This window comes from Bradyrhizobium sp. SPXBL-02 (assembly GCF_051853065.1).
Classification (GTDB): domain Bacteria; phylum Pseudomonadota; class Alphaproteobacteria; order Rhizobiales; family Xanthobacteraceae; genus Bradyrhizobium.
In genome coordinates, this window is the sequence record NZ_CP182474.1 from 5,086,058 (window position 1) to 5,099,189 (window position 13,132).

Annotated in this window: 6 protein-coding genes; 1 reads left to right on the forward strand and 5 read right to left on the reverse strand. The window is 58.4% G+C overall.

Annotated features, from left to right (window positions below; translation table 11 throughout):
• Position 1: 1 nt before the first annotated feature.
• From ACNJYD_RS23920 to rfbC, 5 genes are all read right to left on the reverse strand, one after another.
• Positions 2 to 6,133: a DUF4082 domain-containing protein gene (locus ACNJYD_RS23920; protein ID WP_439367505.1), complete on the reverse strand. Its 6,132-nt coding sequence runs from the start codon at positions 6,131 to 6,133 to the stop codon at positions 2 to 4.
• An 873-nt stretch (positions 6,134 to 7,006) separates the two neighbouring features.
• Positions 7,007 to 7,894 carry a glucose-1-phosphate thymidylyltransferase RfbA gene (rfbA, locus tag ACNJYD_RS23925; RefSeq protein WP_212256479.1) on the reverse strand — a complete coding sequence of 296 codons (888 nt, stop codon included), beginning with the start codon at positions 7,892 to 7,894 and terminating at the stop codon, positions 7,007 to 7,009.
• The gene (gene rfbD / locus ACNJYD_RS23930) at positions 7,803 to 8,792 is read right to left on the reverse strand and encodes a dTDP-4-dehydrorhamnose reductase (RefSeq protein WP_172784588.1); all 990 of its coding nucleotides are present in this window, start codon (positions 8,790 to 8,792) and stop codon (positions 7,803 to 7,805) included. The genes rfbA and rfbD overlap by 92 nt, the downstream gene beginning before the upstream one ends.
• Positions 8,793 to 8,799: 7 nt before the next feature.
• The gene (gene rfbB, locus ACNJYD_RS23935; protein WP_172784587.1) at positions 8,800 to 9,858 is read right to left on the reverse strand and encodes a dTDP-glucose 4,6-dehydratase; all 1,059 of its coding nucleotides are present in this window, start codon (positions 9,856 to 9,858) and stop codon (positions 8,800 to 8,802) included.
• 13 nt (positions 9,859 to 9,871) lie between these two features.
• Positions 9,872 to 10,429, reverse strand: coding sequence for a dTDP-4-dehydrorhamnose 3,5-epimerase (rfbC, locus tag ACNJYD_RS23940; protein ID WP_172784586.1), 558 nt, complete (start codon positions 10,427 to 10,429; stop codon positions 9,872 to 9,874).
• A gap of 351 nt (positions 10,430 to 10,780) precedes the next feature.
• Between rfbC and ACNJYD_RS23945 the strand changes: the two genes are divergently transcribed.
• On the forward strand, positions 10,781 to 13,117 hold the full coding sequence (locus ACNJYD_RS23945; RefSeq protein WP_439363516.1) for an AAA family ATPase: 2,337 nt from the start codon (positions 10,781 to 10,783) through the stop codon (positions 13,115 to 13,117).
• Positions 13,118 to 13,132 lie beyond the last annotated feature (15 nt).

Here is a 13,132-nt window from a genome sequence, read left to right on the forward strand (position 1 = left end):
CCTATGCTGCTAGCTGAGGCCTGAAAACAACATCAACGCCATAGCTCGTTGAGTTGTAGGTGTTGGTCGGGAATAGGCTATCTGTCCCGTACGCAAACACACCGTTGCCGCCGATCGAGCCCGAGGATGGGGCCGTCAGAGGTCCGTTGGTAATTGCGTTGGCGAGCAGGCCTGGATCGGCCGCGTAGTTCCCGGCGGTGTGATAGGAGGCGACATAGGTGGTTCCCGGCATGATCGTCACGGGCGTGGCGAAATTGACCTGCTGCCAGCCGTCGGCCGTCTCGTTGGTAAAGACCGCAGTTGCCAGCAAAGTCCCGGTGCTGCTCCAGAGATCTGCAACGTGAGTGCCCGTGTTGGTTGGCCCCTTGTAGAAGCGAACGCCGATGATATCGCCCGGGGTCGACGTCTGGAATTTGACGCCCAGCTCCACAGACTTGGGATCATTGGCCGCCACAATGCTAGGCTCCTGACTTGCGCTAAACAGGCGCACAGCCGTTGAAGACGCAGCATTCACATCGAGGGCGACGGATGCGCTGGCGGAGCTACCTTGGCCGTCGGAGATGCTGTAGTTGAACGACGCCGGCCCCGTGTAGCCGGTCGTCGGTGTGAAGACCACACTGTTACTTTGGGCGTTGTAGCTGGCGACGCCGTTCACACCGCCGCTCGCGCCCGTGATCGTAAGCGTATTGCCGTCCGGATCGGTATCGTTGGCGAGCAGTGCCGAGGCCGGGATCCCGAAGGGCACGTTCTGCGTGGCGTCGAAGCCGCTGTCGTTCGCGGCGACGGGTGACCGGTTGGGGCCGCCGCTGGAGCTGTTGAACACGACGTCAACCCAGTAATTGGTCGCGTTATAGGTACTGGTTGGGAACAGATTGCTCGTTCCATAGGTATAAAGGCCGTTGACGTTCGCGGGAGCCGTGAGCGGCCCATTGGTGCGAGCGGCAGTGAAGTAGCTGGTGGTGGAGGCGTAGTGGCCGTTGCTGTGATAGCTTGCGACGTAGGTGGTGCCGGCTGTGATGGACACCGGATTGCTGAACGTGACTGTCTGCCAACCACTGCTGCTCTCGTTGGTGAAAGTCGCGGTCGCCAGTAGCGCGCCGGTACTGCTCCACAACGAACCCGTATGGGTTCCGGGGTCATTCGCGCTCTTGTAGTATTTGATGCCGGTAATCGTGCCTGCGACGGACGACGTGAATTGCATCCCGAGGTTGACTTGGGAAGTGTCCGACCCCGATCGGATCGCCGGAGTATCGGTGCTCGAGAATAGACTCACGGTCGAAGGAACCGCCGAAACTGCGATATTGAATGTCTCGCTGCTCGTGAGGTTGCCGAGATCGGCAGCGGACACCGTGACGCTGAACGTGCCAACGTCCGCGGACGTCGGCGTGCCGGTAAAGGTTCGGGTCGATGGAGTGAACGTGAGCCAGCCCGGAAGCCCTGAACTGCCAGCGGTTGCGCTGTAGGTGAGCGAGTCCCCGGCATCGACATCGGTAAAGGTGCCGGCGGGCAACGTTAGCGAAAACGCCGAGCCAACGGTCACGGCCTGGTTGCTAGTCTGGATCGCCAGTACCGGCGCGTCGTTGGCACCATGAATGGTGACAGTAAGCGTGGTCGATGAGGCGGCGCCCACGGCGTCCCGCATCGTATAGCTGAAGACATCGGTCAGCGTATTGGTCGACTGCCGCAAGGCCTGCACGGCCTGATCGTTCTCGTTCACCGTGTAGGTGAAGGCACCCGAGGCAGTGAGCAAGAGCGTGCCGTGCGCGCCCGCGAGAGGCGTCTGGAACGTCCCACTGGTCGTGCCAAAGCTGAATGCAGTGACGGTCTTGGTGTCCCCAGAATCGGGATCGGTGTCGTTGGCCAGCACGTTGCCGGTCGCGGGCGAACCGCCAGTGCTGTTGTTCATGCCACCCTTTTCGATGGCGTCCGCGCTGTCAGCAACCGCGGTTGGCGGGGTATTGTTGCTGGCGGCGGAGCCGTTGAAGACGACATCGACCCAGTAGTTGGAGGATTTGAATGTATTCGTCGGGAACGTGCTTCCGGATCCGTAGGCATAGACTCCGTTGCTGCCAGCCGGAGCCGTCAACTGACCATTGGTAAGCGACGTCGCAAAATAGTTCTGGGTACCGGAATAATTGCCATTGGTGTGGTAGGACGCGACATAGGTGGCGCCTGCCGTGGTGGCGACGGGATTGGAGAAGTTGACCTGCTGCCAGCCGCTGGCTGTCTCGTTCGTGAAAGTGGCAGTTGCAAGCAGGGTTCCGGTCGAGCTCCAGAGATCGGCAATATGGGGACCCGTATTCAACGATCCCTTGTAGAACCGCAGGCCGGTTATTGTCCCATTCACCGATGCGGTGAACTTGACTCCGACTTCGACCGGGCTGGTATCGCCGGAGTTGGGGACGCTTGGCGCATCAGTGGTACCGAACAGGCTCTGTGCGGAGACCGGATAGTTGACCTTGAGCGAGACCTGGCCGGACCCGCTCTGGCCGCTCGTGTCCGTGATCGTGTAGGTGAAGCTCGCCGCCCCGGCATAGCCAGCGGTGGGGGTAAAGGTCACAGTCTGGTTCTGCGAATTGTAGCTTACGCTTCCATTGGCTGGATTGCCGACACTGGTAAGCGAGAAAGCCAGCCCGGACGGGTTGGTATCGTTCGCCAGCAGCGCTGATGCCTGGATGTTCAGCACACCATTTTGGCTAACCGTGAAGCCGCCGTCGGCGTTGGCTTGCGGCACGCTGGTCGAGGAGGAGCCGTTGAAGACGACATCGACCCAGTAATTGGAGGATTTGTACGTGTTGGTCGGGAACGCGCTTCCGGATCCGTAGCTGTAGACTCCGTTGGCGCCAGCCGGAGCCGTCAACTGGCCATTGGCAAGCGATGTCACGAAATAGTTCTGAGTGCCGGAATAGTTGCCGTTGGTGTGATAGGAGGCGACGTAGGTTGCCCCTGCCGTGATGGCGACGGGATTGGAAAAACTGACCTGTTGCCAGCCGCTGGCTGTCTCGTTGGTGAACGTGGCAGTCGCAAGCAGGGCTCCGGTCGAGCTCCATAGATTCGCAATATGGGGACCAGTATTCAACGATCCCTTGTAAAATCGAAGGCCGGTTATCGTTCCGCTCACGGATGCGGTGAACTTGACGCCAACCTCGATAGGACTGGTGTCGCCGGAATTAGGCGCGCTCGGTGCATCATTGGTGCCGAACAGGCTCTGTGCAGAGGCCGGATAGTTGACCTTGAGCGAGACCTGGCCGGACCCGCTTTGGCCACTCGTGTCCGTGATCGTGTAGGTAAAGCTGGCCGCCCCGGCATAACCGGCGCTGGGAGTAAAAGTCACCGTCTGGTTCTGTGAATTGTAGCTTACGCTTCCGTTGGCCGGGTTACCGACACTGGTAATCGAGAAAGCGAGCCCGGACGGGTTGGTGTCGTTCGCAAGCAGCGTCGATGCCGGAATGTTCAGCACGCCATTTTGGCTGACAGTAAAGCCGCTGTCTTCGTGAGCTTGCGGCGACGTCAGGCCTGAATCGCTGAAAACGACGTCGACCCAGTAATTCGCGGCCTTGACATAGGAAACGTTGCTGGGGAAGACGGGGCTACTCCCATAGGCGTAGACGCCGTTGAGGCTGCTACCAGGCACGGTGAGCGCACCTTTCGTCAGGCCGTCGTAGTCGATGAAGTAGTAGTCGGTCGACGAATAGTGGCCAGTGTTCGTGTGATAGGAAGCGACATACGTGACGCCCGCCTGCACATTGACAGGAGTCGCGAAATCAACCTGCTGCCAGCCGCTCGCTGTTTCGTTGCTAAACGTGGCGCTCGCAAGCAGCGTCCCGTTGGTGGTCCAGAGGTCACCGATGTGAGTTCCGGTATTATCAGACGCCTTGTAGAAACGTATGCCGGTGATCTTGCCCGACACAGCGGGGATGAATTTGACGCCGACCTCGACTGCTCCGGAATCGCTGTTTGAGATCACCGCAGGCGTATCAGTCGGACTGAAGAGTGTCAGGTTGGAAGATGGCGTGACCGTGTAGGTCGTGCCCGCACCAGGTGTTTCCAGGTTCAAGCTGTCGTCGACCGCCCTGGTCTTGAGACCATATGTCCCCTGCGCGCCTGTGACGAACGTATATGACCACGTCACGTTCGTCGCGCCAACATTGCTGTTGGTTGGGTGCCAGGTTGTTCCACCATCCGTGGAAATTTCGACGCCGGCAATCTTTCCACCCGCGTCGCTGGCCGTCCCCGTTACCGTGATCGATTGCCCCTCGACAACAGTGGCGGCAGAAAGATTGGTGATGCTGGAGTTCGGCGCCGTAGCGTCTGTCGACCGGATTGCGGCAGTCAAGCTCGCCTGCAGCGTCGCCGGCTGAACCCCCATGTCGGCGAAAAGATTAACCATCGCCTGCTGAACGTTCGGATCAACAGGCGTCGCCGGTCCGTCGTGGTCGCTAGCAAGCGCCCACGGCCAGTTGATAGAACCGGCCGAGAAGATCAGTGCACCACTGACAGGATCACGATGCAGCACGAGATTGTGGGTCGCCGTGCCCGCTCCGAAGGTGTTGCCGTAGTCAAGCAGATACTTCCCGTCCACATTGATTGTGGAAGACGAGACACTGACCAACCCGGCTGGGCGGAATCCATTGTCCGGCGCGATGTCCCACTCAACGCCCAATAAGCCAGGTACGAGCGAGGCAGTCTGCCCGGCTGGGGTTTGCGCGACGGCCGTATTGCGCCAGAAGCGCAATTGGGTCATCGGGTACGGTATCGTGATCGTATCGTACCGAAACGCGTTGACCGCGAACAATGTGCCGGTCAGCTGATTCGAGGGAAGAGGAGCCCCGAACCGCGGGTCGGAAAAGTTTCCGGTCGCCTGTCCTGACGGATCAATCAGCGCATTTGCGTGCGTATCCTTGTAGCTAATGAGCGTGCGATTGGGTGTCGCGCTGCCATCGATGCTGGGCGCTAACCTCGTTTTCCAAAAGATCTCGTTGGCTGTGAGAAACGCAAGGTTCACGCCGGCGTGCGCTGCGGCCTCTACGTTGGCGCGCTGAGCTTCGGTCCAATACTCGTCATGCCCCGCGTCCATGAAGACTTTGTGATTGAGCAATAACGAGCCGTTTGTCGCAGCATCTATCCCAGAAATGTAAGAGACATCGTACCCGTTCTGCTCGAGCCAATAGATGGCCGCGATCTCAGCCGTGAAGGGGGAATCTCCCCCCTCGGAGAAGGTTCCGGTGCCGTCGCGCGTCACGAGGGGGCGATTGTAACTGACCGCGTAGGCCGATCCATTGATGCCGGGGCCGTTCCCGAAATACAGGTTGGCCCCTCCCCAGCCGTTGTAGGCTTGCCAATCCTGATCACTTGTCTGCAGGACGATGTCGCTGTGCGAAGCATCGTTCCTTATGATGAATGGAATCTGGAAAATCTCGGTACCGTTGATGACGTTGGCGATGTAGACGCCCGAGGCGGCATCGGTTGGCACGCTCCAGGAATCGGTTACACTCCAGTTGCCTGCATCTACGAGACCGGTCGACGCGTCCCTTAAGGGAGCGGGTTGGACGACCGCGGCTGCAGCCTGATGCTGCAGGCTCGTAACCAGTCTGGCACCATTGCCACCGTAATAGCCCAGCCGGTAAACATCGACGCGATAATTCGGATTTCCGGTCAGGTTGTTGATCTTGAATTGGACCGTCCCCCCGACATTGGTGCTGATTGCTGTCGCAAACCCCTGGGTCAGAGTCGAATTGTCGCCCGGCTGGATCTCCCAAACACTTCTCGGCGTGCCTGGCTTCTGGTTTTCCAATACGGTGGGATTCGTCGGAGGATCGGAGACGATGGTGCCGCCCAGCCCATCGCTCTTGAAATTCCAGTTCAAGTCCATCCCTGAGAACAGCAAGGTGACATTGGCCGCACCGTTGCTGAAATCCACCGTGCTGATATTCGAGCTACTATCGTAGGAGACGGTCGCCGACATCGACGATGTGAAGGGCAGATCCCTCAGGTCGACTAGATTCCCCGGCGAAAGCGCTGCTCCCGGCGATGAAGCTGTGATCAGCCCGGCGAAGTTGGCCGACTGATCGAGGACAAGCGTACCAGTTCCCGTTTCGAACGACACGGTTATGCCGGAGAACGATCCATTCAGGAACTGGCCGGAAACCGACCCTCCGATCTCCAGGATCGCCTTGTCTGCAATCTCGAAAGATCCAGTACCGCTGACGTCACCCCTAAACTCCCCGGTCGTAATGCGATTGCCAAGGAACGCTCCAACCTCGACTGTCCCATTGTTCAGCACATCGCCTTCGACGACAAACGGCGAGCCGGCCCCCAACGAAAGCGTCGCACCTGCATCGAGGACCAGGCTCCCAATGTCGACATCGGCCGAGCTCGTGACGACATACGTTCCTGCTGCATCGAGGAACGCGGCATCGATGATCCCCGGAAGCCCGGCGCTCCAATTCGTTGCGACATTCCAGGCTCCGTCAGTCGGATGGACCCAGTGAGTGGCGCCAGGGGTGGAAACCGATTGAGATTTCTGCGCCGCTTCGTTCGCCACAGATGAGAACGTTGGCGTCAAGCCATTATGACCGCTCGTCAAAGACGTCGAAGACAGAAGCGCAGACAACCGCGACCGGGAAGGTGCGGCGAAGAGAGCGGGCATAACGCCGCGCAAGCCCGACGGATCACCCGAGTCGGTCCGAAACGTCTGTTCGAAGAACGAGGCGCCCCCCCCGGGAGTGAATGATCCGCTTACTGGCCGATCAACGAGCCGCGGAGCCCAGAGGCCAAGTGCGTCGAAACCCGCGAAAGCGCTCACGAACGGCGATTCCTGCCAAAGGGCTGGAATGTCCTCCCCCCAAACGTACCGAGTTCCCCGGCCGAAGGCGTTCGCCTTTTGAACCAGCATGACCATACCGATTAAATAAATAATCGCCTCTCTATATTTTAATTGCCTTTTAAACTGCGGTCAATTCAATACACATAATTTAACTCGGTTTCGAATATCGACTGAGTGGCGCTAGCGCGAGACGAATTGCGGCAGTCGCATGATTTCGCTGAGATATTTGCCGTAGCCGCTCTTCTCCAGCGGTTGCGCCAGCGCAAGAAGTTGATCGCGATTGATGAAGCCGAGCCTGAACGCGACCTCCTCGAGGCAGGCAATCTTCATTCCCTGCCGCTTTTCCAAGGTCTGCACGAACGTCCCTGCATCGATGAGAGATTCGACCGTGCCGGTATCCAGCCACGCAAATCCCCGCCCCATGCGTTCAACGTGGAGCGCATTGGCCGAAAGGTAACGCATCTGAAGATCGGTAATCTCGAGCTCGCCGCGCGCCGATGGCTCGACGCGGCGAGCGTAGCGAACGACGCGGTTGTCGAAAAAATACAGCCCCGTGATCGCCCAGTTCGAAGCCGGCCGTTTTGGCTTCTCCTCGATCGACACCGGGCGGTCCGCTTCGTCAAACGCGACCACGCCGTATCGTTCTGGGTCTCGCACGTGATAGGCAAAAACCGTTGCGCCTTCTTCGCGACCTGCTGCCCTGGCAAGCAATTCGCTCAGGCCGTCGCCGAAGAAAATATTGTCTCCAAGCACCATCGCTACGCGATCGTTTCCGATGAAGTCGGCACCGACAATGAACGCGTCCGCGAGACCGGCGGGTCGGGTTTGTTCCGCGTAGCTGAGCCGGATACCCCATTGGCTGCCGTCGCCCAGCAATCGCTCGAACTGACACCGGTCTGAAGGCGTGGTGATGATCAGAATTTCGCGGATCCCTGCCAACATCAAAGTCGACAGCGGATAGTAGATCATCGGCTTGTCATAGATCGGGAGCAACTGCTTGCTGACCACGCGCGTGATCGGATAGAGGCGCGTTCCGCTGCCGCCAGCCAGCACGATTCCCTTCAGCATCGGTTTCTCCTTCTCCGACCAGCTGGTCCAGACAAGCTTGAAGTGAATGGCGCCAAGGCGCCAAGCGAATCCCGAACACGCGTTCGGCCTTGGATGAGTCAAGGCGCGAGTTCCGAGGTCGACGCGCAGCGGTCGGAAATTGCTCGGTCGTGATCGCCTCGAGCGCCCGAATCCGGGCACCGCGACGGGAACACTCGTGGAAGATTGCCTGCGCAAAATCGTGCCAGCTTGCCTCGCCTTGGCCACCGAGATGAAAGATGCCGGCCGTGGCCCTGCGATCGTCCGTTACTGACCGTTGAGCGATCCGGAGGACGGCGTCTGCAAGGTCGAACGCGTAAGTCGGGTTACCATGCTGGTCACTGACAACCCTTACGACCTGCTGCGTCTCGCATAGCCGCAGCATCGTTCGGACGAAGTTGCTGCCATAGGGACTGTAAAGCCAGGAGCATCTGATCACGGTCGCGAGCGGGTGCGCTGCCAATACAGCAGCCTCCCCGGCAAGCTTGGAAGCGCCGTAGACGTTCAACGGCGCTGGAATGTCGCTCTCGTCGTACGCATCCGGTTTCGCACCGTCGAAGACATAGTCGGTCGACAGATGGATGAGCGGAATGTTCAGTTGCCACGCGACATCCGCCAGCGCGGCCGCGCCATCACGATTGATGCTGAAGGCCCTCGCTGCTTCAGATTCGGCCTGATCTACCGCCGTATAGGCGGCCGTGTTGATGATTGCAGACGGCCCGATCGACGCAATGAGCTTGTCGATCCCTTCCCGGTTCTCTAGATCGAGTTCTGGGCGCCCGAGAGCCACCGCAGGCAAGCCGCGCACTGTGGCAAGATCACGAAGGCACATTGCCAGCTGACCATTCCGTCCAGCAAAGAGGATTGGTCGATCTGTCATCTTCACCTCAGCCTTGGGCCGCCAGGAGACCCAGACGCGAGCCGTCATAGACACCGCTGCGAGCACGCTCCCACCACGCTCGGTTCTTGAGATACCATCCGACGGTTTCGAACAGGCCCTGTTCGAAGGTTCTGGTCGGTTTCCAGCCGAGCTCGCGATGTGCTTTCGATGCGTCGATTGCATAGCGCGCATCATGGCCCGGACGATCCGGCACGAACGTAATCAGAGAACGTCTGCACCCCGCGCCCGGAGACAATCGATCCACAACGTCACAGATCCGGGTGACGACCTCCAGGTTGGATCGCTGGGCATCTCCGCCGAAATTGTACTTCTCGCCGGGCCTTCCTTGGTGCAAAAGTCGTATCAAGCCCGCGGCATGATCATCGACGTGAAGCCAGTCGCGGATATTCCTTCCGTCGCCATAGACCGGCAGAGGCTTCCGATCGATCGCATTGAGGATCGTCAGCGGGATGAGCTTTTCCGGAAACTGATACGGCCCATAGTTGTTCGAGCAATTCGACACGATCACGGGCAGGCCGTAGGTTCGAAACCACGCGAGCGCGAGGTGGTCCGAGGCGGCCTTGCTCGCCGAGTAGGGCGAGCTCGGCCTGTAGGGCGTATCCTCTCGAAACAAGTCGTCCGGTCCCAATGAGCCGTAGACTTCGTCCGTCGACACGTGGATGAAGCGGAAATGCTTCCGCCTCGAAGCTGGTTGACGTTCGTAGTAGGCTCTGGCCGCCTCCAATAGCGTGTAGGTGCCAACCACATTGGTATTGACGAAGGCTTGAGGTCCGTTAATCGAGCGGTCGACGTGGCTTTCGGCGGCCAAATGTATGATCGCATCCGGCTCGTAGTCGGCGAACGCACAATCCATAGTCTCGCGATCGCAAATGTCGGATTGCAGGAACACATAGGTCTCCAGCCTCTCGATGCTCGCGAGCGACGTCAGGTTGGCTGCGTATGTCAACTTGTCGATGTTGATCACTGCGGCACCCACCTGGAGCGCCAAACGGCGACAGACCGCAGAACCAATAAATCCCGCTCCGCCGGTCACCAAGATACGCATACTACCGCCTCCACTAGTCGAAAACGCAACCGAGCTGGCTGAGCGTAGGAAGGGCCTGGTCCTTTGGCGACACCTGGGCTTCTGAGGGTCTCACGGGCCACTCGATCGCTAACGTTGAATCGGCCCAATAGACTCCACCGTCGTGACTTGGGGCATAGACCTGGTCGACTTTGTATAAGACGAGGGTCTTGGGCTGCAGCGTACAGAAGCCGTGCGCGAATCCCTTCGGAATGAACACCTGCTCGCCGCTTTCGCTATCCAACTGGATCGCGATGTGCTTGCCGAAGCTGGGCGATGAACGCCGAAGGTCTACTGCAATATCCAGAATCGCCCCGCTCAACACCCGTATCAACTTCGCCTGGGCGAAGGGCGGCCGCTGGAAGTGCAAGCCGCGCACCGTGCCGATCCGATCCGAGCTGGACTGATTGTCTTGAACAAAGTCATGGAGAATTCCCTTCTCTGCAAACGCTGATCGCTGGAAGGTCTCAGAGAAGTAGCCGCGGGCGTCGGAAAACCGATCTGTGCGAATGACTTTGACATCAGGGATCGCCAAGGATCGCAGTTCCAACATTGGGTACCCTTCTGCCCTCTCAATTCAGATCGGGCTTCGATAAGGTGGACATAATCCCCGTCGAGATTAATTTTCCACCCTCACAGTCCACCACGAAAACGGTCGCACGATTTCGGCGGAAGCCATTAGACCGGACGTAAGTCACGGAATAATTTGGGAATTCGCGAACGCACGCCTAAGCAAAACCGCCAGGACCTGCATTTTCCATCTCCGCCTCGATTAATATATTGTTTATTTAATTTGGCAAGTGAGTTTTTATAAGGTATATAATTCGTACTATCTCGCAGATCGCTTTAAATGCCGCCTGCGGGCGGGCGGCCGCAACGTGACCAATCGTCGGACAGGTACGTGATGCTTCAGAACAATCTTCAACATGCGGATAGGATGCGGCTGCCGGTGAACGGACCGGCTCAACCCGCCCAGGCAGACGGCGGAGGAATCACCGACGTCATCAATTTCGGCATCGGGCTTCTACGGCGCCAGTATCTCGTGATCCTTGTTACTGCCGTACTCGCCACTGCGGCCAGCCTGCTCTATCTCCGTTTGGTTTCTCCAACCTATACGGCACAGGTTCAGATCCTGTTGGCCAATCCCAGGCCTCAGTTTGTCCAGCAGCAGTCACTCGTCGCCGAGCCGGCCTTCGATCTCAGTCAAATCGACACCCAGCTTCAGCTCCTGAGATCAAAGGCCAATGCGGTTGCGGTAATCGAGCAGTTGAAACTGGCCGACGATCCGGACTTTAGTGCATCTGGCCTCTCTTTGCAGGCGCTCTGGCAACGAGTTTGGCCATGGGCCTCGACTAAATCGAAGAAGGATGCGCCACTCGAGACGAATGGCGAACCATCGGACACTCTCGTAGACGCATTCCTCAGTCGGCTTTCCGCTGGACGCGTCGGGTACAGCCACGTCATTGAGATCAGCTTCAGCTCGAGCAACGCAGCTCGAGCCGCGGAGATCGTGAATGCGATCGCCAACACTTATGTTGCAGACCAGCTCAATGCAAAATTCGAGGCCAATCGCAAGGCAACCAGCTGGCTGCAGGAGAGGCTGCGTGATCTGGGCGACCAAGCCCTCGCCGCGCAACGTGCCGTCGACGTCTACAAGGCTCAAAACAACATTGTTTCTCTGGGTGGGAAACCCATCGACGAGCAGCAGATCACGGAGATCAACAATCGATTGGCCGCCGCACGTGCTCAGACATCTGAAGCCACGGCCAAGTTGGCTCGTTATGAAACTCTCCTTGCCATCGACCCGAAAAAGCCGTCCTCGATAGACAATCTGGATGCTATCGGGACCGATGCGCTGAACAGCCAGATCATCACGGGGCTGCGCCAGCAATATCTGGAGCTCACCAGACGTGAGGCCGAGTTGGCCGCGAGGGTCGGTCGTGACCACTTGGCAGTCGTCAATATCCGGAACCGCGCGCGAGAGTTCCGCGTCTCCATTTTTGACGAGGTCAGGCGACTTGCCGAGGTCAGCCGAAGCGAATTCGAACTGGCCAAACAGCGCCAGGAAGAAATCGAAAAGCAATTATCCAAAGCCGTTTCGCAGTCCCGTTCGGTCAATTCTGCTGAGCTGACCATCAAGGACTTGGAAAGCAGGGCAAAGGGCCTGCATAGCTTGTACGAGACTTTCCTTCAGCGCTACATGGGCTCCACACAGCAGGAGACGTTTCCCACCTCGGATACGCGGGTACTTTTTCCGGCTTCGCCACCGGCGAGCAAGAGCAAGCCGAAAACAAGGTTGATCCTGGCGTTTGGCATTCTCGGTGGTCTCGCGCTGGGCATCGGCCTGGCGCTCCTCAGAGACCTCATGGACCGCGTCTTTCGGACCTCTTCACAGGTGGAAACCGTACTGGAGTTGCCTTGTCTGTCTTTGGTCCCGTTGTTGCCGGCCCGCAAATCTCCCAAGCCACCAATCCGCCTCCAGAAAACCGACGATGATGTTCAGCGACGGATCTCTTCGTCTCCAGCCGCAATTCATCAGACGGTGGTCGGGATGCCGCTATCTCGATATACGGAGGCCATTCGTTCCATCAAGCTAGCCATCGACCACAATCCGGCGAAAATCTCTTCCCAGGTCATCGGCATTACCTCTGCGTTACCGAATGAGGGAAAGACCACGATTGCAGCTTCGCTCGCGCAATTGATCGGACACACCGGAAAGAGAGCCATTATCGTCGATTGCGACCTCAGGAATCCCTCGCTGACCGGCATCTTTGCGCCCAAGGCGGCCTGCGGCATCATCGAAGTTGCAAACGGTAGCCGGTCGCTCGCCGACGCTGTTTGGAGGGACCCGACGACCAATCTTGCATTTCTGCCCGCCGTGCGTCGGGGACCTTTGCTCCACACCAGCGAAATTCTTTGCGCGGACTCGATAAGCAAACTCTTCGACCGTTTACGGTCCGAGTATGACTACGTCATCGTCGACCTTCCGCCCTTGACACCGTTGGTGGATGTTCGAGCCACTTCATCTCTGATTGACTGCTACATTCTCGTTGTCGAATGGGGCCGGACCAAAATTGATGTAGTGCAACACGCACTGCACACGGCACCAAACATTCACGAATCTCTGATTGGGGCAGTTCTCAGCAAGACCGATACCAAGGCGATGGCTCGATACGACGGACATCGGAGCTACTATTACCATGATAGCCATTACATCCGTTATGGTCTTTCTGGCTCTTGAGGCTGGTTCATAGCG